Annotated in this window: 22 protein-coding genes; 13 read left to right on the top strand and 9 right to left on the bottom strand. The window is 68.1% G+C overall.

Going from position 1 to position 21,879, the window contains the following annotated elements:
- Nucleotides 1-37: 37 nt before the first annotated feature.
- Nucleotides 38-3,508: a TM0106 family RecB-like putative nuclease gene (locus ACZZZF_RS07905; protein ID WP_463497863.1), complete on the top strand. Its 3,471-nt coding sequence runs from the start codon at nucleotides 38-40 to the stop codon at nucleotides 3,506-3,508.
- A 24-nt stretch (nucleotides 3,509-3,532) separates the two neighbouring features.
- Nucleotides 3,533-4,324, top strand: coding sequence for a GNAT family N-acetyltransferase (locus ACZZZF_RS07900; RefSeq protein WP_463497861.1), 792 nt, complete (start codon nucleotides 3,533-3,535; stop codon nucleotides 4,322-4,324).
- A gap of 28 nt (nucleotides 4,325-4,352) precedes the next feature.
- On the opposite strand, the gene ACZZZF_RS07895 is transcribed toward ACZZZF_RS07900, so the two are convergent.
- Both ACZZZF_RS07895 and ACZZZF_RS07890 read right to left on the bottom strand, forming a co-directional pair.
- A complete protein-coding gene (locus ACZZZF_RS07895) occupies nucleotides 4,353-5,390 on the bottom strand; it encodes a methionine synthase (protein ID WP_295101159.1) in 1,038 nt (345 codons plus the stop codon).
- A gap of 20 nt (nucleotides 5,391-5,410) precedes the next feature.
- Nucleotides 5,411-6,418, bottom strand: a complete 1,008-nt coding sequence (locus ACZZZF_RS07890) for a putative oxygenase MesX (protein ID WP_463497859.1) — start codon at nucleotides 6,416-6,418, stop codon at nucleotides 5,411-5,413.
- 122 nt (nucleotides 6,419-6,540) lie between these two features.
- On the opposite strand from ACZZZF_RS07890, the gene ACZZZF_RS07885 reads away from it, so the two are divergent.
- Nucleotides 6,541-7,521, top strand: coding sequence for a LysR family transcriptional regulator (locus tag ACZZZF_RS07885; protein WP_056277084.1), 981 nt, complete (start codon nucleotides 6,541-6,543; stop codon nucleotides 7,519-7,521).
- On the opposite strand, the gene upp is transcribed toward ACZZZF_RS07885, so the two are convergent.
- Nucleotides 7,506-8,138: a uracil phosphoribosyltransferase gene (gene upp / locus ACZZZF_RS07880; RefSeq protein WP_042538962.1), complete on the bottom strand. Its 633-nt coding sequence runs from the start codon at nucleotides 8,136-8,138 to the stop codon at nucleotides 7,506-7,508. The genes ACZZZF_RS07885 and upp overlap by 16 nt on opposite strands.
- Before the next feature lie 81 nt (nucleotides 8,139-8,219).
- Between upp and tadA the strand changes: the two genes are divergently transcribed.
- Nucleotides 8,220-8,675, top strand: a complete 456-nt coding sequence (tadA, locus tag ACZZZF_RS07875; RefSeq protein WP_463497857.1) for a tRNA adenosine(34) deaminase TadA — start codon at nucleotides 8,220-8,222, stop codon at nucleotides 8,673-8,675.
- A gap of 23 nt (nucleotides 8,676-8,698) precedes the next feature.
- On the opposite strand, the gene ACZZZF_RS07870 is transcribed toward tadA, so the two are convergent.
- The gene (locus ACZZZF_RS07870) at nucleotides 8,699-9,670 is read right to left on the bottom strand and encodes a cation diffusion facilitator family transporter (protein WP_072590790.1); all 972 of its coding nucleotides are present in this window, start codon (nucleotides 9,668-9,670) and stop codon (nucleotides 8,699-8,701) included.
- A gap of 60 nt (nucleotides 9,671-9,730) precedes the next feature.
- On the opposite strand from ACZZZF_RS07870, the gene proC reads away from it, so the two are divergent.
- Nucleotides 9,731-10,570 carry a pyrroline-5-carboxylate reductase gene (gene proC / locus ACZZZF_RS07865; protein ID WP_400340329.1) on the top strand — a complete coding sequence of 280 codons (840 nt, stop codon included), beginning with the start codon at nucleotides 9,731-9,733 and terminating at the stop codon, nucleotides 10,568-10,570.
- Between the two features lies 1 nt (nucleotide 10,571).
- Entirely contained in the window at nucleotides 10,572-10,859 is a 288-nt protein-coding gene (locus ACZZZF_RS07860; RefSeq protein ID WP_072590792.1) for a DUF1905 domain-containing protein, read from the top strand.
- A gap of 21 nt (nucleotides 10,860-10,880) precedes the next feature.
- On the opposite strand, the gene ACZZZF_RS07855 is transcribed toward ACZZZF_RS07860, so the two are convergent.
- Both ACZZZF_RS07855 and ACZZZF_RS07850 read right to left on the bottom strand, forming a co-directional pair.
- Nucleotides 10,881-11,552, bottom strand: a complete 672-nt coding sequence (locus ACZZZF_RS07855; RefSeq protein WP_047520565.1) for a potassium channel family protein — start codon at nucleotides 11,550-11,552, stop codon at nucleotides 10,881-10,883.
- Nucleotides 11,545-12,975 carry a TrkH family potassium uptake protein gene (locus ACZZZF_RS07850; protein WP_463497855.1) on the bottom strand — a complete coding sequence of 477 codons (1,431 nt, stop codon included), beginning with the start codon at nucleotides 12,973-12,975 and terminating at the stop codon, nucleotides 11,545-11,547. Before ACZZZF_RS07850 ends, ACZZZF_RS07855 begins: the two co-directional genes overlap by 8 nt.
- Before the next feature lie 104 nt (nucleotides 12,976-13,079).
- Here ACZZZF_RS07850 and ACZZZF_RS07845 point away from each other — a divergent pair, with 104 nt between their 5' ends.
- The 7 genes from ACZZZF_RS07845 (at nucleotide 13,080) to ACZZZF_RS07815 (ending at nucleotide 15,885) form a co-directional block, all read left to right on the top strand.
- Nucleotides 13,080-13,496 (top strand): ArsR/SmtB family transcription factor, encoded by a 417-nt coding sequence (locus tag ACZZZF_RS07845; RefSeq protein WP_053099390.1) that lies wholly within the window; start codon nucleotides 13,080-13,082, stop codon nucleotides 13,494-13,496.
- 325 nt (nucleotides 13,497-13,821) lie between these two features.
- Nucleotides 13,822-14,013 carry a helix-turn-helix domain-containing protein gene (locus ACZZZF_RS07840; RefSeq protein WP_053098849.1) on the top strand — a complete coding sequence of 64 codons (192 nt, stop codon included), beginning with the start codon at nucleotides 13,822-13,824 and terminating at the stop codon, nucleotides 14,011-14,013.
- Nucleotides 14,014-14,148: 135 nt separating this feature from the next.
- Nucleotides 14,149-14,247, top strand: a complete 99-nt coding sequence (locus ACZZZF_RS07835; protein ID WP_003792170.1) for a 30S ribosomal protein bS22 — start codon at nucleotides 14,149-14,151, stop codon at nucleotides 14,245-14,247.
- Nucleotides 14,248-14,328: 81 nt separating this feature from the next.
- Complete coding sequence (locus tag ACZZZF_RS07830) at nucleotides 14,329-14,631, top strand: rhodanese-like domain-containing protein (RefSeq protein ID WP_053098850.1); 303 nt, start codon at nucleotides 14,329-14,331, stop codon at nucleotides 14,629-14,631.
- Entirely contained in the window at nucleotides 14,628-14,918 is a 291-nt protein-coding gene (locus tag ACZZZF_RS07825; protein WP_053098851.1) for a glutaredoxin family protein, read from the top strand. Before ACZZZF_RS07830 ends, ACZZZF_RS07825 begins: the two co-directional genes overlap by 4 nt.
- Nucleotides 14,915-15,214 (top strand): Dabb family protein, encoded by a 300-nt coding sequence (locus ACZZZF_RS07820; protein WP_463497853.1) that lies wholly within the window; start codon nucleotides 14,915-14,917, stop codon nucleotides 15,212-15,214. The genes ACZZZF_RS07825 and ACZZZF_RS07820 overlap by 4 nt, the downstream gene beginning before the upstream one ends.
- A gap of 26 nt (nucleotides 15,215-15,240) precedes the next feature.
- A complete protein-coding gene (locus tag ACZZZF_RS07815; protein WP_463497851.1) occupies nucleotides 15,241-15,885 on the top strand; it encodes a 4'-phosphopantetheinyl transferase family protein in 645 nt (214 codons plus the stop codon).
- Nucleotides 15,886-15,897: 12 nt separating this feature from the next.
- Here the strand turns inward: ACZZZF_RS07815 and ACZZZF_RS07810 are convergent, their stop codons facing one another.
- Genes ACZZZF_RS07810 through ACZZZF_RS07800 form a run of 3 tightly spaced genes read right to left on the bottom strand, consistent with a single transcriptional unit; the run spans nucleotide 15,898 to nucleotide 21,774 of the window.
- Nucleotides 15,898-17,199, bottom strand: coding sequence for a M1 family metallopeptidase (locus ACZZZF_RS07810; RefSeq protein WP_463497849.1), 1,302 nt, complete (start codon nucleotides 17,197-17,199; stop codon nucleotides 15,898-15,900).
- Nucleotides 17,196-21,125, bottom strand: a complete 3,930-nt coding sequence (locus ACZZZF_RS07805; RefSeq protein ID WP_463497848.1) for a Pls/PosA family non-ribosomal peptide synthetase — start codon at nucleotides 21,123-21,125, stop codon at nucleotides 17,196-17,198. The genes ACZZZF_RS07810 and ACZZZF_RS07805 overlap by 4 nt, the downstream gene beginning before the upstream one ends.
- A complete protein-coding gene (locus tag ACZZZF_RS07800) occupies nucleotides 21,115-21,774 on the bottom strand; it encodes a hypothetical protein (protein WP_463497846.1) in 660 nt (219 codons plus the stop codon). Before ACZZZF_RS07800 ends, ACZZZF_RS07805 begins: the two co-directional genes overlap by 11 nt.
- Between the last annotated feature and the right edge of the window lie 105 nt (nucleotides 21,775-21,879).

Here is a 21,879-nt window from a genome sequence, read left to right as displayed (position 1 = left end):
CGGCTAGTGTCGAAGTGTCCGACAGAACGGGAGCATCGTGCGGATCGACACTCAGGCGCAGCGCGTCATCTGGAGCGCGAGCGACCTCAAGGCGGCCGCCGAATGCGAGTTCGCGTGGTGCCGTGCGATCGACGCCAAGCTGGGGCGGGTCCCCGCGGTCGACGAGCCCGAAGACGCGACGCTGGCGCGGGCGGCGCTGCTCGGAGACGTGCATGAGCGGAACGTCTTGGCGCGCTATCTCGATGATCTCGGCGCCGATCGGGTGCATCTCGTCGAGAAGGTGTCGTCCGTCGACGCAGTTGCCCTGGCGGCGGCGGTCGAAGAGACGGTTCAGGCACTCGGCTCCGACGCTGTCGTCGTCTTCCAGGCGGCTTTCGCTACACCCGAGTTCGTGGGATTCGCAGATTTCCTGAAGCGCGACGACGACGGTCGCTGGCGGGTGCAGGATTCGAAGCTCGCCCGAAAAGCGCGGGTCACGGCCCTCATGCAGCTCGCGGCATATGTCGATCAGCTCGATCGGCTCGGCATCCCACGATCCGACGAGGTCGACCTCATCCTCGGCGACGGCTCAGTGAGCACCCACTCCGTCGACGACCTCCTTCCGTTGTTCCAGGTGCGACGGGCGCGTCTGCGCGCGCTCATCGCAGATCGTCGCATCGGCGACGGTTCCGCCGGGGCGGCGCTGGCGTGGGGCGACGACCGCGGCGATCTCGAGGTCGTGGCGTGCGGGCGCTGCGCCACCTGCGAGGAACAGGTGATCGCGCACCGAGATCTCCTCATGGTCGCCCGCATGCGGCCCGTGCAGCGTGCGCGACTGAGAGCCGCCGGCATCGAGACCATCGACGCCTTGGCAGAGGCGCCCACGCCCCCTGACGGCATGAACACCGACACGTTCGAGACTCTGAGGGCACAGGCCCGACTGCAGATCCAGGCGGATGCCGACGGTGCGCCGACCTATGACGTGCACTACGCGGCCGCGATCCATACGCTCCCGGTGCCGAGCCACGGAGACATCTTCTTCGACTTCGAGGGTGACCCTCTCTACACCGAGCCGGCGCCGGACGGCCAGGCTCACTGGGGGATCGACTACCTCTTCGGATGGGTCGACAACTCCGATCAGTACACCGCGCTCTGGGCACACGATTTCGCGGCGGAACGCGAGGCGTTCGAGAGGTTCCTCGACTTCGTGAAGCTGAGGCGCGCGGCTCATCCGGGCATGCACATCTATCACTACGCCCCGTATGAGACCTCGCACCTCGTGGCCATGGCGGCGCGGCACGGCGTCCGTGAGGGTGAGATCGATCGACTGCTGCGTGAAGGAGTGTTCGTCGACCTGTATCCGCTCGTGCTGCGGACCGTGCGGGTCGGCACGAGGTCGTACTCCATCAAGAAGCTCGAGCCTCTCTATATGGGCGCGGATGTGCGCACGAGCGACGTCCAGAAGGGCGATGACTCGATCGTGCAGTACGTCGCGGCTCGAGAGCTCGCGGCGGCGGGGGAGCAGGAAGAAGCGGATGCCGTGTTCGCCGACCTCGCCGACTACAACCGCTACGACTGCGTCTCCACCCGGCGCCTCCGCAACTGGCTGATCGACATCGCGAGGGCTGAGGGCGTGACTCCGGCGCCGCCGGATGAAGCGGACGAGGTGATCTACGAGCCGTCACCGCGCTCTGTGTCACTGCTCGCCGATGCGGAGCGCGCGGTCGACGCAGGCGACGACGGTCAGGTGCATCGCATCGCGGCCGCGGCGATCGACTACTTCCCGCGCGAGGCGAAGAGCTTCTGGGTCTCGCACTTCCAGCGACTGCGCGAACCGGTCACGATGTGGGACGGCACGCGTGACGTCGTGCGCATCGACCGCGCCTCATCGCGCGTGCAGAGGGATTGGAGCATCGGCGAGGGCCGACGGGTGATGTCGCGCGACATCGAGATCCGCGGCGAGGTGTCGCCGGGCACCACTCTGGGCGCCGGGGCGCAGCCGTTCGCCCTGTATCCGGTGCCGGCTCCCTTCGACACCGAGGCACCGTCACGAGCGGTGCATGTCCCTCACACCGTCACGGTCGCCGAGTTGCTCGACGACGGCTACCTGATCACCGAGACGGCGATCCAGGGGCAGACCTGGGACGAGCTTCCCCTCGCTCTCACTCCGGCTGCGCCGCCACGCGTCGTCTCGCTGCAGGGCGCGATCGATGAGTGGGCGGACTCCGTCCACGCGGCCGCACCCGGGTTCCCGCGTGACGCGGCCACCGACGTGCTTCGTCGCATCCCTCCGCGCACGCTGTCCGGTCGTCCGCTGCCCGAGCAGGGCGACGACGTGATCGACGCCATCGTCCGAGGCGTGCTCGATCTCGACCGCAGCTACCTCGCCGTGCAGGGCCCCCCGGGGACCGGCAAGACCTACACGGGCTCGCAGGTGATCGCCCGGCTGGTGAAGGAGCACGGATTCCGGATCGGTGTCGTGGCGCAGTCCCACGCGATCATCGAGAACCTCCTCGAACGAGTCGTCGCCGACGGTGTGCCGGCGAGTCAGGTCGGCAAGGCTCCGAAAGACCCCTCCGTCGAGCCGGGCTACACCGTCATCCCCAAGAACGGCATGGCGTCATTCCTCGCCGAGCAGGCCGAGCACGGTGCGGTCGTCGGCGGCACAGCGTGGGACTTCAGCAACACCGCCCGCGTCGAGCGCGGAGGGCTCGATCTCCTCGTGGTCGACGAAGCAGGGCAGTTCTCGCTCGCGTCGACGATCGCCGTCGCGGCCGGAGCGAAGAACCTGCTACTCCTCGGAGACCCGCAGCAGCTTCCTCAGGTCAGTCAGGGCGCGCACCCCGAGCCGGTCGACACCTCGGCGCTCGGCTGGGTCATGGACGGCGACGCGGTCATCAAGCCCGATCACGGCTACTTCCTCGCGAGATCGTGGCGCATGCATCCGTTCGTCGCGGCCCCGGTGTCCAGGCTCGCGTACGCGGGCCAGCTCGCCTCGGCACCCGGAACCGAGAGGCGGTCGATCGACGGCGTCGACGCGGGGCTCCACGTCGTCCCGCTGCGGCATCGAGGCAACGCCACAGATTCGCCGGAAGAGGCGGCCGAAGTGGTGGCGCTGGTACGCGGTCTCGTCGGACGCACGTTCACCGACAATGATGCGGAGTCCACGGCGCGCCCCCTGGCGCAGAACGACATCATCGTCGTCGCGCCGTACAACGCCCAGCGTCAGACCGTGCACGATGCGCTCGCCGCGGCGGGCTTCCACGACGTCCCGGTCGGCACGGTCGACAACTTCCAGGGCAAGGAGGCGGTGGTCTCGATCACCTCGCTCGCGGCGTCCAGCGGACGCGATGCTCCGCGAGGCCCGGAGTTCCTCCTGCTGCAGAATCGGTTGAACGTGGCGATCTCGAGGGCGCAGGTCGCGGCGTACCTCATCCACTCACCGGCCCTGCTCGACGATCTTCCGCGCACTCCCGAGGGGGTCGCTCGGATGAGCGCCTTCGCGCGTCTGGTCGGAGCGGCGAGCTGAGGTCGCCGTCGGCAGAGGAGAGCGATGACTCACACGATCGATGATGTCCTGCGAGCCTCGGCCGCGTGGGTGTGGTTTCCCCGCGGCAGCGAGCAGCAGCGGAGCCATCTGCAGCTGGTGCGGTATCCGACGCGATTCGGTGGCGGAGTGCGCGGCTCTCAGGTCGACTCGGATGCGGATGCCGCAACCGTCGTAGAACACGCCATCGACCGTACGAGGGCGTGGGACGAGAGCGAACTGCGGTTCTGGACCAACGCGTCCGACCGCCCCGATCTCGAAGCCGAGCTCCGCAAGCGCGGAGCCGAGCACATCGACACCGTAGCCGTCTTCGCGAGCCGGATTGACAGCGCCACGATCGACAGCGCCGCGAGCGATGTCCCGCCTGAAGCCAGGGCGGAGGTCGTGCGAACGCTCGAGCAGGTTCGCGAAGTCGACGCGATCAATGTGCCGGTCTGGAAGCAGCAGCCGCTCGATGACGAAGGCCTGCGCATCGAACTCGACGAGATCACATCGGCGTACGACGCAGGCACGCAGGTGCGTGTTCTCGCCCGTCTCGGCGCGGACGGCGAGGCGGTCAGCACGGGCGGCTGCACGATCGTCGACGGCTTCGCACGCCTGTGGGGAGCGGCGACGATCGAGCAGGCACGGGGACGAGGAGCCTACCGTGCCGTCCTCGTGGAGCGGCTTCGCCAGAGCGCGGCACGGGGAGCGACCACGGCGTTGGTGAAGGGGCGCACCGCCACCTCCGCGTCGATCCTCGCGCGAGCGGGTTTCACGAAGTACGGCGAGGAGCGCTGCTACCTCGTGAGGGCGTGAGTCACACGACGCGGCTGCTCGAGCGCGGTCAGGCGCCGGTGCCGCCGAGTTCGTCGCGCACGATTCGCGCTCCCGCTGACAGGGCGCTCATCTTGTCGAGAGCGACGCGCCTCGGTAGGGGCGCCATCCCGCAGTTCGAGCTGGGGATGAGCAGGTCCGCATCGACGAACTCGAGCGCGCGCCGCAGGGTGTCGGCGACTTCTTCCGGAGTCTCGATCTGCTCGCTCGCGACGTCGATCGCGCCGAGCATCACCTTCTTGCCGCGGATCAGCTCGATGAGGTCGAGCGGCACGTGGGAGTGGTGGCTCTCCAGCGAGACGATGTCGATGGTGGATCGCTGCAGAAGGGGGAACGACTCCTCGTACTGCCTCCACTCGGCTCCGAGGGTCGCCTTCCAATCGTTGTTGGCCTTGATCCCGTAGCCGTAACAGATGTGGACCGCGGTCTCCGCACGCAGTCCTTCTGCTGCCCGCTCCAGAGCAGCGACGCCCCAGTCCTTCATCTCGTCGAAGAACACGTTGAACGCGGGCTCGTCGAACTGGATGATGTCGACTCCGGCTGCCTCGAGCTCTTTCGCCTCCTGATTGAGGATCGTCGCGAACTCCCATGCCAGCTTCTCGCGGCTGCGGTAGTGGCGGTCCGACAGCGTGTCGATCATCGTCATCGGGCCAGGCAGCGCCCACTTGATCGGCTGGTCGGTCTGCTGGCGCAGAAAGGCCGCGTCGTCCACGAACACGGGTGCGCGGCGGCTCACTGCGCCGACGACGGTCGGCACGCTCGCGTCATAGCGGTCGCGGATGCGGACCGTCTCCCGATTCTCGAAGTCGACTCCGTCGAGATGCTCGATGAAGGTGGTGACGAAGTGCTGACGGGTCTGCTCCCCGTCGCTGATGATGTCGATCCCGCGTCGACGCTGCTCGTGCACAGCGGCGCGCAGCGCGTCATGCTTGCCCTCCACGAGCGCATCGCCCTGCAGCTCCCACGGCGACCAGAGGACTTCGGGCCGGGCGAGCCACGCCGGCTTGGGCAGACTTCCGACGATCGAGGTGGGGAGGAGTTCTCGCACGGTCGACGATCCGCGGCCGGTCATCGGACCGCAACGGGGGAGGCGGACGCGGGGGAGGACGGAGCGGGATACCCGGCAGCCCACTGGTCCAGCACCGTCCGGTGCGGCGTGACGAAGTGCTCATCGGCGTAGCGTCCCTGCACGACGGCGAGCTGGCTGCGCTCCTCGCGGTCGTACGTGATCTCCGTCTGCTGATAGTCGTCGTGGGCGAGGCTCGGACGGTAGACGCTCTCGGCGGGCGCATTCGCGTTGTAGATCTCAGGCCGGTAGATCTTCTGGAAGGTCTCCATGGTGCTGATCGTGCCGATGAGCTGCAGATCGGAGTAGTCGCTCAGGAGGTCGCCGCGGAAGTAGAAGGCGAGGGGGGCGACGCTGCCGCGTGGCATGAAGTAGCGGACCTGCAGCCCCATCTTCCCGAAGTACTCGTCGGTGACCGAGAAGGAGTCCTGCACGTACTCGGCGCCGAGCACGGGGTGGTGGTTGCCGTTGCGCTGATAGGTCCTGCTGGTCGAGACGCTGATGCAGATCACCGGCAGGGTCGAGAAGCGCTCCTGGTACGCCTCGGACTCGAGGAAATGCTGGAAGAGCTTGCCGTGCAGCACGCCGAAGTCGTCGGGAGTGGAGAATCCGCCGGCGGCCGCGCTCGCCGCAGGCAGGACGACGCTGAAGTCGTAGTCGCGGAGGTAGGAGGAGAAGTTGTTTCCCACGATCCCATGGTGGCGTTCGCCGGTCAGCCGGTCGACGATGTGGACGTCGAGCACCTCGAGCACCGGGAACTCCTCATCGTTGCCATCGGCGAATCGCAACTGCACCGAGACGATGTCGAGCTCGACCGTGTAGCGCTCGTCGCCGCCCGCGAGGTCGTTGAAGCGACGGTCGATCATCTCCAGGGCGTTGCGGAGGTTCTGCTGGCGGCGCTCGCCGCGCGCGAGGTTGGCGAAGTTCGTGGTGATGCGCGAGCTGTCGGACGGGGCATAGTCCTCGTCGAAGCGAGTGGTCGTGATGCTGAACGTGATCTCGTTCGCCATGAGGGGCCAATCCGGGAGAGGGGAGGCCCATCGGGCCTCGCGAAAGCGGTGATCTCATAGTGCAGCGATGCCGGAGCTATCGGGTAATTCGGCTCCGCTATGCGGTGATATAGCCTTCTCCTATGCCCAGACGATCGAGCGGGATCACACTGCAACAGCTCCAGTACTTCATCGAGGTCGCTGCGGAGGGGTCCATCACCGCGGCGGCCGACGTGCTCTATGTCGCGCAGCCCACGATGTCCGCGGCGATGAAAGACCTCGAGAGCCGAGTCGGACGCGATCTGCTCACCCGCTCGGCGCGAGGGGTGACGCTCACGAGCGACGGCACGGAGTTCCTCGGGTATGCCAGACAGATCGTCGAGCAGGCCGAGCTTCTCGAGCAGCGCTACCTCGGGCGGCCACCGTCGCGCCGCCTCCTCGGGGTCTCCACCCAGCACTACTCCTTCGCCGTCGACGCATTCGTGCGGATGGTCAAGCGCTCGAGCGCCGCCGAATACGAGTTCTCGCTCCGCGAGACCCGCACGTGGGACATCATCGAGGATGTGCGGACGCTCCGCAGCGAACTCGGCATCCTCTTCCGCAACGACTTCAACCGCAACGTGATCGACAAGCTCCTGCGGGACTCGGGTCTCGCATTCCATCCGCTCTTCATCGCCGAGCCGCACATCTTCGTCTCAAGACGGAACGCACTCGCGTCGCGAGACCGTGCGACCCTTGACGATCTCGTCGGCCTTCCGCGACTCACCTTCGACCAGGGCGCGAACAACTCGTTCTACTTCGCGGAGGAGATCCTCTCGACCCTCTCGAGTGCGCGGGAGATCCGGGTCTCCGATCGAGCGACGATCTTCAACCTGATGATCGGTCTCGACGGATACACGATCTCGACCGGCATCATCAGCGACGATCTCGATCCCGAGATCGTCGCCGTGCCCCTCGACGTCGACGAGCGCATCGAGATCGGCTGGATCGGACGCACGGCCATACCGCTCACCGAACAGGCTCAGCAGTACCTCGGCGAGGTGCGAGACGTCGTGGCGAGCTTCGGCGTGCCCCTTCTCGAGGACGAACCGCGCGAGCCGGAGATCCGTCAGACGGTGCCGTAGAGCCGATCGCCGGCGTCGCCGAGTCCGGGCACGATGTAGCCCTTCTCATTGAGGCGCTCATCCAGGGCCCCGAGCACGATCGTCACGTCGCGGTCTCCGACGAGCGCCTCGATGGCGGCGAGGCCTTCGGGAGTGCCGAGCAGGCAGATCGCCGTGACGTCCTTGGCCCCGCGGTCGAAGAGGAACTGGATGGCGGCAGCCAGCGAGCCGCCGGTCGCGAGCATCGGATCGATCGCGAAGCACTGACGATCGCTCAGGTCGTCGGGAAGGCGCTCGGCGTAGGTGGTCGGCTCGAAGGTCTCCTCGTCGCGGACCATGCCCAGGAACCCGACCTCTGCCGTCGGCAGCAGCTTCACCAGGCCTTCGAGCATGCCGAGGCCGGCGCGCAGGATCGGCACGACGATCGGACGGGGCTCCGAGATCTTCACGCCCATCGTCGTCGTCACGGGAGTGGTGATCTCGACCGGACTGACCTTCACGTTGCGGGTCGCCTCATACGCGAGAAGCGTCACGAGCTCTTCGGTCAGCTGCCGGAAGACGGGCGACGGGGTGCGATGGTCGCGCAGCACCGAGAGCTTGTGAGTGACGAGAGGGTGGTCGGCGACGTGGACACGCATGGATACAGGCTAATGCGCCGGGGGCTCCGGTACGACATCGGATGCCGTCGGCCGCCCGAGCGGCTGTCGTAGGCTCGACGCATGACCGCCTCCGACGCCCGTGCGATGCGACGCGCGCTCGAGCTCGCGGCCGAGGCATCGGCGGCCTCGGAGATCCCGGTCGGCGCGGTGGTGCTCGACGCAGAGGGCCGGATCATCGCCGAAGGACGCAATCATCGTGAGGCGACCCACGACCCCGCGGGGCACGCCGAGATCGCGGCGCTGCGGTCGGCCGCGGCATCCGTCGGCTCGTGGAATCTCGACGGCCACACCCTCGTCGTGACCCTCGAGCCCTGCATCATGTGCGCGGGGGCGATCCTGCAGGCGCGGATCGGCCGCGTCGTCTTCGGCGCGTGGGACGACAAGGCGGGGGCCGCCGGCTCCATGTACGACGTGCTGCGCGACCGTCGGCTGCCGTACCGCGCCGAGGTCGTCGGCGGGGTCGAAGCGGATGCCGCCGCGGCCCTGCTGCGGAGCTTCTTCGAGCAGCGGCGCTGACGGCTACGGCACCCCGCGCGCGATCAGTCGGAGGACTTGAGCACGAAGACGTCGGTCGACGGCTCGGGGTCGAGCGACGGCCGGTACACGTCGGGCTCGATGTAGATCACGCGTGCGATCGGAAGAGCCTCGCGGATGCGGGCCTCGATCGCATCGATGTCGACAGCTGCCTCGCGCAGCGGCTTGTTGGCGTTGAGTGCGATCTTCGCCGCGACCATGAGCTCGTCCGGGCCCAGGTAGAGGGTCTTCATGTGGATGATCTTCTCGATCTCGTCGCCCGCGTTGATCGCGTCGACGATGCGATCGTGATCGGCCTGCGTGGCGCCCTCGCCCACGAGGAGGCTCTTCGTCTCGACGCCGAGCACGATCGCGATGAGTACGAGCAGGATGCCGATCATCAATGTGCCGAGTGCGTCGAACAGCGGGTTTCCGGTGATCACGGTGAGACCGACGCCGAGCAGTGCGAACGTGAGACCGGTGAGTGCCCCGACGTCCTCGAGGAGCACGACGGGGAGCTCCGGCGCCTTCGCGCGGCGCACGAACGACACCCAGGACTGGCCCGTGTCACGGACGAGATTGCTCTCTCTGACGGCGGTGCGCAGCGAGAACGACTCGAGGCCGATCGCGACCACCAGCACGACGATCGGCAGCCACCACCACGTCTTGTCGAGTTCATGCGGGTGCGTGAGCTTGTCGATCGCCTCGTAGATCGCGAACAGACCTCCGACGGAGAACAGGATGATCGACACCACGAACGCGTAGACGTACCGTTCCCGCCCGTAGCCGAAGGGGTGCGCCCTGTCCGCCTCGCGCTTCGCCTTGCGTCCGCCCAGCATGAGCAGCAGCTGGTTGCCGGAGTCGGCGACCGAGTGGATCGCCTCGGCGAGCATCGATGCGGATCCCGACAGCGCCCACGCGAGGAACTTCGCCAGGGCTATGCCCAGGTTCGCCAGGAACGCCGCGAGAATGGCCTTGCCGCCGCCGGATGCACTCATGCGTCGAGTCTAGATCGGCTCGTCCGTGGTCGCCCGGTGCGCCCGCCGTAGGATGGCGACATGGCTGACTCGCTTCCCGCTCTCGCGTTCCTCGGTGCCGGATCGATGGGCGGCGCGATCCTCCGAGGGGTGGTCGCATCCGGCATCCAGGTCGACGGGGGAATCACCGCGACGAACCGCACGCCCGAGAAGGCGGCGGCCCTTGCCGACCTCGACGGGGTCAGGAGCATCGCCCTGTCCGAGACCACCGACGGCAACGCGGATGCGGTCGCGAAGGCTCGCATCGTCCTCGTCGGGGTGAAGCCCGCGATGGTGCCCGATCTGCTGCGCGAGATCGCCTCGCATCTGGCCGACGACGCGATCGTCGTGAGCCTCGCTGCGGGAGTCACGCTCCAGACCTTCGCCGACAACCTCGGCGCCGACGTGCGGGTCATTCGATCGATGCCGAACACGCCCTCGACAGTTGGCAAGGGAGTCACCGGTCTGGCCGCGGGGGCAGCGGCATCCGACGACGATCTCGCCCTCGTGCACCGCCTCTTCGCCACCGTGGGCGCGGTCGTCGAGGTTCCCGAATCGCAGATCGACGCACTCTCGACGATCTCGGGTTCCGGCCCCGCCTACGTCTACCTGCTCATCGAGGAGCTGACGAAGGCAGCCGTCGGAATGGGCTTCAGCGAGAGCGACGCGCGGGTCATGGTGGAGCAGACCTTCATTGGCGCCACTGCGCTGCTCGATGCGTCGGGTGAGGAGCCGTCCGAGCTCCGCCGCAGGGTCACGAGCCCCAAGGGCACCACCGAGAAGGCCGTGGCGGTGCTGCAGGACGCGCACCTCGATCGCACCTTCGCGGATGCCGCCGCTGCCGCGCTCGCACGCGCGAAGGAACTCGCGGCCGGAGCCTGACATGCAGCTGCGGTTCTCCGGGGAGATCTGGTTCTGGCGCGGTCCCGCGCCGTTCCATTTCGTCACCGTGCCGCCGGCGGAGAGCGAGATGATCGGTGAGGTCGCGAGCGTCGTCACCTACGGATGGGGGATGATCCCCGCATCCGTCACGATCGGCGACACGACGGTGACCACCGCCCTCTGGCCCAAGGACGGCGGCTACATCGTGCCGATCAAGAAGGCACTGCAAGACCGTGAGGGCGTCGCGGTCGACGACCTCGTCGAGATCGCGCTCGACATCGACGCCTGACGTCCGTCGCGCGGATGCCGGTCAGCGGTCGAGGGCGGCGAAGCGCTCGATGTCGCTGTTGGTGCCCGAGACGATGATCAGATCGTGGTTGGTCACGATCGTGTTCGCCTCGGCGTAGCGGAACGGCTTGCCCGGGCTCTTCACTCCCACGACCGTGACCTTGTACTTGCTGCGCACGCCGGACTCGTTCAGACCCACGCCGCGGATGAACTTCGGCGGGTACATCTTGGCCAGCACGAAGTCGTCGTCGAAGCGGATGAAGTCGAGCATCCGGCCGGAGACGAGGTGCGCGACGCGCTCACCGGCTTCTCGCTCGGGGTAGATGACGTGGTTGGCGCCGACGCGGGCGAGGATCTTGCCGTGCGACTGCGAGACCGCCTTGGCCCAGATCTGCGGCACCTTGAGGTCGACGAGGTTCGCGGTGATCAGCACCGACGCCTCGATCGACGAGCCGACGGCGACGACGGCGACCTGGAAGTCCTGCGCGCCGATCTGCCGCAGGGCGTCGATGTTCTTGGCGTCGGCCTGCACCGTGTGCGTGACGCGGTCCGACCATTTCTGCACGAGCTCGAGGTTGTCGTCGATCGCCAGGACCTCGCGGTCGAGACGATCGAGTTCGCCTGCGCAGGCGGCACCGAACCGGCCGAGACCGATGACGAGGACGGGAGCGTCGCCCCGGAGGACTTCAACCAACGATCGGCCTTTCCACGGGCAGTGAGTAGTACTGCGTTCGCGATGTCGCGGCGACGGCCGCGGCGAGAGTCACTGTACCAACGCGCCCCATGAAGATGGTGGTCGCGAGGACGTACGAACCGGCGTCGGGGAGATCGGCGGTGAGGCCGGTCGAGAGTCCGACGGTGGCGAAAGCCGAGATGACGTCGAAGAGGACGTGGCTGATGTCCGCCTTGGTGATCTGGGCGATGATGATCGTCGAGAGTGCCACGATCGTGGCTCCCCAGGCGACGACGCTCAACGCGACGCGCTGCACGTCGCTGGGGATGCGACGGCCGAACGCCTCGACGGACTGACGGCCCTTGGCCTCTGACCACACCGCGATCGCGAGCACCGCGAGGGTCGTCACCTTGATTCCGCCGGCGGTGGAGGCCGAGCCGCCGCCGACGAACATCAGCATGCTCGCGGCGAGGAGGGATGAGCCGTTCAGATCGTCCATCTCGATCACGTTGAAGCCGCCCGACCTCGTCATCGCGGACAGGAAGAACGCCTGGAAGGTCGTGTCCGCGGCATCCATCGACCCGAACGTCTTCGGGTTCGCGTACTCGAGGATCAGGAAGACGGCGGCGCCGAGCATGAAGAGCAGCACCGTGGTGACCAGGGTGAGCTTGGTGTGCAACGACCACTTCTTCACGTGCCACACGTGCTTGGCCAGGGTGTAGATCACCGGGAAGCCGATGCTGCCGAGGAACACGCCGGCCATCAGCAGCGTGAGGACGAGATAGTCGTCGGCGAACACGGCGACTCCGCCGGCGTTCGGCGCGAAGCCGGTGTTGGTGAAGGCCATCGCGGCGAAGTAGGGGGCCTCCCAGAGCGCTGCGATCGGCTCGACCCCGGCCATCACGAGTGCGGGGTAGAGGAGGACCGCGAGCACGCCCTCGATGATCAGCGCGGAGACGGCCACGGTCGTCAGGAGCTGACCGACTTCGCCCAGCCGGACGGTCTGGCTCTCGTTCACCACGCCACCGTGCGCGCGAAGGGGGTTGGTGTCTCCCGCGGCGAGGAGCTTGGCGCGGAGTCCCAGTCTCTTGGAGATGAGCATGCCCATCAACGAGGCGAGGGTGAGAACGCCGAGCGCGCCGATGTTGACGCCGATGAAGATCAGCACGTGACCGAAGGGCGACCAGTACGTCGCCATATCGACGGTCGCGAGTCCCGTGACGCAGATGGTGGAGACCGCGGTGAACAGTGCATCCGCCAACGGCGTGACCGTGCGCGAGGCCGAGGCGATCGGCAGCGAGAGCAGCACCGTGAAGACCAGGATGAGCAGCGCGAAGATGACGATCGCGAAGCGCGAGGGCGACGACGTGATGATGTGCTTGCCCCAGGAGGCGGCGTTCTGGAGACGCTGTCGAGGCGACGACGCCGAAACGATGCCCGACATCGCGTCCCCCTTCGATCTTCCTGCTCCGACGTGCGCGGATGCACGGCGCTGATCGCCGAGCCTTCGTCATGGTACTCCGTGCCGGGGACGACTACCCTGATCACATGACGGACATCTTCGACGTGATCGCAGACGGTACGAGGCGAGACATTCTCCAGCTTCTCCTGCGACGCACCGCCGAAGGGGATGCCGGAACGAGCGTGAGCCAGATCGTCGCCGACCTCGGCATCAGCCAGCCGACCGTCTCGAAGCATCTGAAGGTCCTGCGCGAGGCCGAGCTGGTCAGCGTCCGCGAAGACGGGCAGCGTCGTTTCTACAGCTTGGCCGTCGAGCCGCTCGAGGTCGTCGACGACTGGCTCGTGCCCTTCCTCATGGATGCCTACGGCGACGACGCACCCGACATCGACTACCCCGGACTGCCGCTGCCCGACGGAGCCGCACACGCGGCCGAGGTCGTCGGCCGCGCCGCGGCATCGGCGAAGCACGTGGTCGCGACGGCCCTCAAGCGCCTCGGCGGCTGATCGCGGCCGGAGACACACATCGCCCCTGACGATCGGGGGGCGTGTCGTCAGGGGCGAGGCCGCGGGCCCCAGCCCGCGTGACTCGGATGGTGCCATCGTGAGTCGTGTGGTCAGCCTCGCAGGGCAGTCTGAGCGGTTCCGGCATACGTCCTATGTCTCCGCTGTGACCTCGCCCGTTCCGCGGGCCGTGCGCGGATTCGGGACCTTTCCCGTGCGCGCCTTCGCGACCATCGGGGATGCACACTGATCACACAGGCCACATGGGTTTACACGTGTCCCACCTTGCCCATAGAGTGTGCACACAATCCAGAAAGGGGTACGTGGGATGCCCGAGGTTCCAGATGTCCGGTTCCTTACGGTGGCCGAGGTCGCCGAACTCATGCGTGTGTCGAAGATGACGGTCTATCGGATGGTGCACGCTGGGGAGCTGCCAGCCATCCGCTTCGGTCGCAGTTTCCGTGTTCCGGAATCCGCGGTCGCCGAGGCCCTGCAGCGACCGATAGCCGACGTCGGCTGACGTCCTCGGCGTCGTCTCGTGAGCGCGTGCAGCAGAAGCTCCACGGTTTGCTAGACTGATCCGAGGCATTTTTCCGTGCCCGTACCCGGGTGTCCGTCACCGACGACACCCAGCCACTGACTTAGTGAGGTTTCCGTGGGTTCTGTCATCAAGAAGCGCCGCAAGCGCATGGCGAAGAAGAAGCACCGCAAGCTGCTTCGTAAGACTCGCCACCAGCGTCGCAACAAGAAGTAAGCGACCAGACACGAGCGCCTGTCTCCGGACGGGCGCTTTGTGTCTCTGCCCCCGGTTTCCCACTCGTCGCAGGAGCATGCCATGAAGTCGATCACCGTCACCGAACTCGCCGAGCGGTCGAACACCCCGCTCATCGATGTCCGAGAGGTGGATGAGTTCGCCGCCGGTCACGTACCCGGGGCCGTCAACATCCCGATGTCCGAGATCGGCAACCGGCTCGAAGAGCTGCCCGCAGAGTCGTTCGACGTCATCTGCCAAGCGGGTGGGCGGTCGGCGCGCGTCGTCGAAGCGCTCGAGTCCCGCGGATACGACGCCACCAACGTCGAGGGCGGAACGGGCGAGTGGATCGCGCAGGGCCGCGATATCGAGGTGCCGTCGGCGTGACCACGCTGACCCTCATCGGCAAGCCGGACTGCCATCTCTGCGATGTCGCGTCCGAGATCATCGACGCCGTCGTCGCCGACCTGCCTGACGCGGCAGCCGAGCGCATCGAGATCGTGGAGGCCTCGATCGCCGACGATCCTGTGCTCTACGAGCTGTGGTGGGAGAAGATCCCCGTCGTCCTGATCGACGGCGACCTGCACGCGCACTGGCGTCTGTCCGCCGACCGACTGCGCGACGCGCTCGAATCAGCCGTGCAGCAGGACGCACTCGAGAAGGAAGCCCGATGATCCGTCACGTCGTCACCTGGAAGCTCGCAGCCGACGATGCGGCGACACGCGCCGAGCAGGCCGCCGAGGTCGCCCGTCGTCTGAACGCTCTCGACGGCGTCGTGCCGCAGCTGCGCTCGATCACCGCGGGCGCGAACGTCGCTTATCCCGACGCGAACTGGGACGTCACCCTCGTCGCGGACGTCGATTCGATCGCTGCTCTCGAGGAGTACCAGGTGCACCCGGCGCACGAAGAGGTCGTGGCGTATGTGCGCTCGGTCGTCGCCTCCCGTGTGGCCGTCGACTTCGAAATCTGAACCTCTGATCGGCGGTTCTCGGTGTGATGAGCGCAGGGGGAATCGCAGGAGAGACCACTTGGCGTGACATCACGATCGCCTGGGCATCGCCCTCACAGCTGCACGATTTCACTGAAGCCGATGCCGCGGCGATGGGTCAGCGGGAACGCCTCCGCGAGCTGAGCGGCAGCCGTGCCCAGGCGTTCCTCGCCGGCAGGGCACTGATGCGCGCCCTCGTACGCAGGATCACCGGGACTCACGACGTCGTCATCTCGAGCCGCTGTGCCAGGTGCGGGGCGGACCACGGTCGGCCGCGCGCCGACGGCGTCTTGCTCAGCGTGAGTCATGCGGAGGGTCTCGTCGTCGTCGCAGTGGCTCCGGCAGCGGTGGGGACCGCGGCGTCGCTCGGCGTCGATGTCGAGCAGGCATCTGCGGCCGGCCGGGTCGACGAGCTGCGAACGATGTTCCCTGACGGCGCAGCCCCGGATCTCGCGGGGTGGACGCGCATCGAGGCGGCGGTCAAGGCGGATGGTCGCGGATTCGAGACAGAGCCGTCAGAGGTGCTCCTCCGACCGCGCGCGAACACGGATCCCTGCGTGTGGTCGGCAGCGCTTCCGGGTCGTGCCGCCACGATCGACGTCACGACGCTGGTCGGGCCACCGGGGTACGTGCTGAGCGTCGCTCGGGGGTGATCCCTCTCGGTCTCAGGACCGGGATGCAGGAAGCGCGGGCAGCGGGAGTTCGTCGATCCAGGTCCGCACCAGGGTGCGCGCCCGGTCGTCGGCCACCTCGCCGACGAGGCCGAGGAAGTCGTCGCTGGTGACAGCGAGTCGCGCGAACCGCGCGGTCCACTCCCGCGTCAGGGCGAAGAACTGCTCATCGCCGATCGTGAGTCGCAGGGCATGCAGGGTGAGGGCGCCGCGCTTGTAGACGCGATCGTCGAACATGTCGTTCGGACCGGGATCCGAGAGCAGCAGATCCTGGGGAAGGCCGCGGAGGGCCGCGTGATGGGCAAGAGCGTTCTCGTGGGCGGTCGACGCGCCGGACGCTTCCGACCACAGCCACTCGGCGTAGCAGGCGAATCCCTCGTTCAGCCAGACGTCCCGCCAGCGGGCGACGCCGACGCTGTTGCCGAACCACTGGTGCGCGAGCTCATGCGCGATGAGGCGCTCGCTGCCCCCGGCTCCGTCCACGTGATTGGCACCGAAGATCGCCATGCCCTGCGCTTCGAGGGGGATCTCGAGATCGTCGGGTGTGATGACGACCTTGTAGGACTCGTAGGGATACGTGCCGAAGGCTTCGACGAACGTCTCCATCATGCGCGGCAGCGGGGCGAAGTCGGAGCGCACGCGGCCCGCGAGCGCCCGCGGGTGGAACAGACGCCCGGGAGTCGTGCCGAGAGCGACCCTGTCATCGTCGTACTGGCCGATCTGCACGGTCATCAGGTATGTCGCGGTCGGCACCGGCTGCTCGAAGATCCATCGGGTGCGACCGCGCTGCGTCGATCGCGTGGCTGCGCCGCCGCTGACCACGGTGTACTCGGGATCGGCCGTGAACTCCAACCGATACGTCGCCTTGTCCGAGGGCAGGTCGTTGCAGGGGAACCAGGTCGGCGCGCCGGTCGGCTGCGACGCGACGAGCACGCCGTCTTCGAGTTCTTCCCACCCGAGGAGCCCCCATCGAGTGCGCCGGGGCGACGGAGAACCGGAGTACTCGACCGCGACCGTGAGCTCCTGACCGCTCGCCCGCTCGCCCCCGAAGACCACTTTGAGCCGCCGGTCGTCCTGTCTGAACGAGGCGGCGCGATCACCGACGACCCGCACCTTCGTGACTTTGAGCCCGACGAGGTCGAACGAGACGTGCTTCGCCGATTCCTGCATCTGCAGCCGGATCGTCGCCGTGCCCGCGATGCGGTTCGTGGTCACGCGATAGTCGATGGCCAGGTCGTAGTGCAGCACCCCGTAGCGCCGATCGCCGCTGTGCGGGGTGTAGGGGTCGACGGTCATGCGTTCGAGGCCTGGTAGGAGCGCACTTTGACGGCACGCCACGGCCCGATGGGGTTGCCGCTCCATCGACTGCCGATCGGCACGAACTCGCCCCGCATCACGAGTGAGGCGGGCCCGACCGTGGCATCCGATCCGATCGTGGCCGCGGGCAGGATCACGCTGTGCGGACCGAGGGTCGCACCGCTCTCGAGGGTCACTGCGTCGATGCTCATCACTCGATCATGGAACAGATGCGTCTGAACCACACATCCGCGGTTCACGGTCGCACCGTCCCCGAGGGTGACCAGGTCGGGCTCGGGCAGCCAGTAGCTGTCGGTCCAGACGCCTCGGCCGATCTTCGCGCCGAGGGTGCGCAGCCAGATGGCGAGTGCAGGAGTGCCCGATGCGGCGTTGGCGAACCAGGGTGCGGCCACCATCTCCGTGAACGTGTCCGACACCTCCGTGCGCCACACGAAGCTCGACCAGAGCGGATGCTCGCCGGCACGGATCGGCCCCACGATCAGCCACTTGGCGGCGGTGGTGATCAGAGCGGCGAAGGCGCCTGCGGCGAGCATCACGGCGCTCGAGAGCAGCACAGCCCATGCGAGTCCCCAGGCCTCGACCACCGCGGCGAGCGTGAGCATCACACTCACTCCGATCGCGCAGGTCACGAACACCGGGATGATGCGGCACAGCTCCCACAGAGCCCGCGCGAGGCGGAGTCCCGGGCGCGGGCGATACGTGCGCTCGAGATCGGAGTCGTTGACCACACGGCGCAGTCGCGCGGCGGGCGAGCCCAGCCACGATGAGCCCGCCTTGGCCTTGGGCGGAGCGACGGACAGGACGGCGACGAGGCCGTCGCGAGGCACGTTGTGCCCACCGGCGGCCATGCCGGAGTTGCCGAGGAACGCGCGCTTGCCGATGCGCGCGGTGCCCAGCCGCATCCATCCGCCCTGCAGCTCGTAGGTCGCGACCATGGTGTCGTCGGCGAGGAACGCTCCGTCGGCGATGGTCGTGAGCTTCGGGATGAGCAGCACGGTCGACGCCTCGACGTCGCGCCCGACCTCGGCCCCGAGGGCCCTGAGCCAGAAGGGAGTGGCACTGCTCGAGTACAGCGGGAAGAGGAAGGTACGGGCGGAATCGAGCAGACGCTCGGTCGTCCACGCCTGCCAGGCGATGCGCGAGCGCACCGGGTACACGCCTTCGCCGAGACCGGCTCCGAGCACACGCACGAAGACGAGCACGAGACCGGCGAACACGAATCCGGCGAGCAGCACTGCAGGAACCAGCAGCGCCAGGATGCTCGGGACGGCCGCTGTCAGGGAGTCGGACCCGCGCATGCCCAGCGCGAGCACCCAGGCGCCGGCGGCGAGCGAGAGGACAGGGAGGACGCCGAGCGCGGCGGAGGAGACGGCGTAGGCCCACAACCACCGGGTGCGGCTGGGTGGGCGGCCCTCCGCGAACGGCCGCGACACTCCGCCGACGCGTGCCGCCGGCGATCCTGCCCAGCGCTGCCCGGCGCGGACTCGACCGAACACGGCCGAGCCGGGTGCGATCTCGGCGCCGCGACCGATCTTCGTGCCGGGGGCGAGGGTGCTGCGGGCGCCGATGGTCGCTCCCGCGCCGATGCGGATGCCGCCGATGCGCACGGTGTCGCCATCGATCCAATAGCCGGTGAGGTCGACCTCGGGCTCGATGGAGGCTCCGGAGCCGATGTCGAGCATGCCCGTGATCGGCGGGACGGTGTGCAGATCGACATCTCTGTGGATGCGGGCGCCGAGAGCTCGTGCGTAGTAGACGACCCAGGGAGCACCGGCCAGGCCGACCGGGTCGACCTGCTGGGCGATCTGCTCCGCGAGCCACAGACGCAGATGCACTCCGCCGCCGCGCGGATAGTCGCCAGGGCGGAGTCCGGCGAGCAGCAGACGCGCGGCGACGGCGGCGATCGTCATCTTCCCCACCGGGGTGACGAAGATCAGCAGGCCGACGATGATCGTCCACACCGGAACAGCGGGCAGGAATTCGAATCCGGGGGACAGCCGCAGGAGCCAGCTCGCGGCGAGCAGGTACAGCAGCCAGCGGATGCCGGTGAACACGAACAGCGGGAGACCCGCGATCGTCTGCACCCACTGCATCCGTCGGGGAGTCGGGACGGGCTGGCTGAAGACGCGTTCCTCGGCGTCCTCGTCATCGGCCTCATCGTCGACGGCATCCGACATCTGGCGCAGCCGCGGCAGATCGTAGACGTCGGTCATCGTGAACTCCGGCGCCCGGGTGCGCAGGCGGGAGACCAGCTGGGCGGCCGCGAGCGACCCGCCGCCGAGCTGGAAGAAGTCGGCGTCCTCGTCGCCCGGGCGCACGCCGAGCACGGCGAACCACTGCTCGGCGAGCCACGCCGCCGTGCCGGACAGGGACGAGTCGTTCGCGTCGCCGGAATCGAGCGGCCAGGGGAGAGCCGCCTTGTCGACCTTCCCGGACGTGCGGACGGGCAGGTCGTCGACGATGGCGAGCAGGGGGATCAGCGGAGCGGGAAGCGTCTCCGAGAGCTCACCACGCGCCACCTGCCGGTCGAACCCCTCGTCGGGCACGACATAGCCGACGAGGATCGGCATGCCCGTCTCGGTCTTCTGCACCACCACGGTCGCCGCCGAGACGGAGCTCAGCGCCTGCAGCGCCGCCTCGACCTCGCCGAGCTCGATGCGGCGGCCGCCGATCTTGACCTGGTCATCGGCGCGACCCTGGAAGATCAGTCCCTCGGACTCGACCCGCACGACGTCGCCGGAGCGGTAGGCCCGGTCCCAGCCGAGAGTGGGCATGGGCGCGTACTTCTCGGCATCCTTCGCAGGGTCGAGGTACCGGGCGAGACCGACTCCGCCGATGATCAGCTCGCCGGTCTCGCCCTCGGCGACGCGCTGTCCGTCAGCATCGACCACGGCGAGCGACCACCCGTCGAGCGGGAGGCCGATACGCACGGGACCCGTACCGTCCATCAGCGAGGCGCAGGCCACGACCGTGGCCTCGGTCGGGCCGTAGGTGTTCCACACCTCACGTCCGTCCGACGCCAACCGGGCGACGAGCTCGAGCGGGCAGGCCTCCCCGCCGAAGATCAGCAGGCGCACGTTCTCGATCGCGTCCTGCGGCCAGAGGGCGGCGAGCGTCGGCACCGTCGAGACGACGGTGATGCCGTGGCCGAGCAGCCAGGGCCCCAGGTCTTCGCCCGAGCGCACGAGAGCTCGCGGTGCGGGCACCAGGCAGGCGCCGTGGCCCCACGCGAGCCACATCTCCTCACAGGACGCGTCGAAGGCGACCGAGAGGCCTGCGAGCACGCGATCACCGGGACTCAGCGGTGCGGCCTGGAGGAACAGACGTGCCTCGGCGTCGACGAAGGCCGCGGCCGAACGGTGCGAGACCGCGACGCCCTTGGGCACGCCGGTCGACCCGGAGGTGAAGATGATCCAGGCATCGTCGTCGACCGTCGGCGGCGCGACGATCGGGATCGCGGAGGTGCGCGGATGAGGTGACTCGCCGCCGAGGAGATCGACCGCCTCGGTCGCCCCGGCCGGCATGTAGCCGGCGTCGGTGATCGTGCCCGCGATGCGGGCCTCGTGGAACACGAGATCGGCACGCTCCTGCGGGTCGTCGGCATCGACGGGGACATAGGCGGCGCCCGCCGCGATGGTGCCGAGGATCGCGATGTACAGCTCGCGGTGTCCGGACGACATGCGGATGCCGACGCGGTCGCCGCGGCGCACGCCTCTCTCGTGCAGCAGGGCCGCCGTACGCCAGACGTGCGCGAGCAACTCGGCGTAGCTGAGCGCCCCGTCCGCGTCCTCGATGGCCGAGGCGTCGGGATATCGCCGGGTCGTCTCCTGAAGGATGTCGATCAGCGTGCGGGGAGGAGGCGCGTCGGCGCCCCGGTCGAGCGCCTCCTGCACGTCAGCGCGCAAGGAGGTCGAGCAGAGCGGCCTTCGTCAGGCGCGAGTATCCGGTGCGGCCCTCGGCGCGGGCGCGGGCGCGCAGCTGGACCAGGGTCAGCGCGCTGAGCTCCGGTGCCGCTGCAGAGGTCTCTGTTGGTACCGGTGCCGGTGCCGGTGCCGGTGCTGGTGCTGGTGCTGGTGCCAGTGCGGGTGCCGACGTCGGGGTCGTGATCGTGACCGTCGGCTCGACGGTCGGAGCCGCGACCACGGCCTTCGTGGCCACGGCCTTCTTCGCCTCGGCCTTCTTGGGGGCCTTCTTCGGGGCCGGCTGCTTCGCATCCGGCGTCGGCGCGACGGCGGACTTCTTGTCGGCCTTCTTCTGATCCTTCTTCGCGGCGGACTTCCTGTCCGACGCCTTCTTCTCGGCCTCCAGGCGTGCGGTGGCCTGGGTGAGGCGCGCGGTCGCCGCGGTCGCCGACTTCGCGACCTTCTTGGGCCGGTCCGCGACCTTCTTCTTCGAGACTTTCGCCGCGTCCTTCGCGTCCTCGACGAGAGGCTTCAGCTTCTTGGCGTCTTTCTTGGGCAGGGACTTGATCAGCTTCTTCGCGTCCTTCGCCGCATCCTTCGCCGCGTCGAGAGCGGCTTCGGCGGTGCGCTGTGCTGAGGTCTTCTTTGCCATGATCGGGTCTCCTCTGAGTCCGGAGCGTGTCGGCTCGGGCTGTCGGCACAGAGGATACTCAGGCAAGGTGAACAATCGGTGCCGCATCGTGCGTAACACGCCCGT

It is taken from the genome of Microbacterium sp. AC215 (assembly GCF_979258645.1).
Note: the sequence above shows the minus strand (reverse complement) of the source record. Positions and strands in the feature narration are given on the sequence as shown.

What these genes read in the sequence shown, in the direction of transcription:
- upp (WP_042538962.1), bottom strand. Translation starts at nt 8,138, where the DNA reads ATGCGTGTCCACGTCGCCGACCACCCTCTCGTCACTCACAAGCTCTCG.
- ACZZZF_RS07845 (WP_053099390.1), top strand. Translation starts at nt 13,080, where the DNA reads ATGACGGACATCTTCGACGTGATCGCAGACGGTACGAGGCGAGACATT.
- ACZZZF_RS07830 (WP_053098850.1), top strand. Translation starts at nt 14,329, where the DNA reads ATGAAGTCGATCACCGTCACCGAACTCGCCGAGCGGTCGAACACCCCG.
- ACZZZF_RS07885 (WP_056277084.1), top strand. Translation starts at nt 6,541, where the DNA reads ATGCCCAGACGATCGAGCGGGATCACACTGCAACAGCTCCAGTACTTC.
- ACZZZF_RS07870 (WP_072590790.1), bottom strand. Translation starts at nt 9,670, where the DNA reads ATGAGTGCATCCGGCGGCGGCAAGGCCATTCTCGCGGCGTTCCTGGCG.
- ACZZZF_RS07820 (WP_463497853.1), top strand. Translation starts at nt 14,915, where the DNA reads ATGATCCGTCACGTCGTCACCTGGAAGCTCGCAGCCGACGATGCGGCG.
- proC (WP_400340329.1), top strand. Translation starts at nt 9,731, where the DNA reads ATGGCTGACTCGCTTCCCGCTCTCGCGTTCCTCGGTGCCGGATCGATG.
- ACZZZF_RS07800 (WP_463497846.1), bottom strand. Translation starts at nt 21,774, where the DNA reads ATGGCAAAGAAGACCTCAGCACAGCGCACCGCCGAAGCCGCTCTCGAC.
- ACZZZF_RS07890 (WP_463497859.1), bottom strand. Translation starts at nt 6,418, where the DNA reads ATGGCGAACGAGATCACGTTCAGCATCACGACCACTCGCTTCGACGAG.
- ACZZZF_RS07850 (WP_463497855.1), bottom strand. Translation starts at nt 12,975, where the DNA reads ATGTCGGGCATCGTTTCGGCGTCGTCGCCTCGACAGCGTCTCCAGAAC.
- ACZZZF_RS07840 (WP_053098849.1), top strand. Translation starts at nt 13,822, where the DNA reads ATGCCCGAGGTTCCAGATGTCCGGTTCCTTACGGTGGCCGAGGTCGCC.
- tadA (WP_463497857.1), top strand. Translation starts at nt 8,220, where the DNA reads ATGACCGCCTCCGACGCCCGTGCGATGCGACGCGCGCTCGAGCTCGCG.
- ACZZZF_RS07860 (WP_072590792.1), top strand. Translation starts at nt 10,572, where the DNA reads ATGCAGCTGCGGTTCTCCGGGGAGATCTGGTTCTGGCGCGGTCCCGCG.
- ACZZZF_RS07900 (WP_463497861.1), top strand. Translation starts at nt 3,533, where the DNA reads ATGACTCACACGATCGATGATGTCCTGCGAGCCTCGGCCGCGTGGGTG.
- ACZZZF_RS07810 (WP_463497849.1), bottom strand. Translation starts at nt 17,199, where the DNA reads ATGACCGTCGACCCCTACACCCCGCACAGCGGCGATCGGCGCTACGGG.
- ACZZZF_RS07815 (WP_463497851.1), top strand. Translation starts at nt 15,241, where the DNA reads ATGAGCGCAGGGGGAATCGCAGGAGAGACCACTTGGCGTGACATCACG.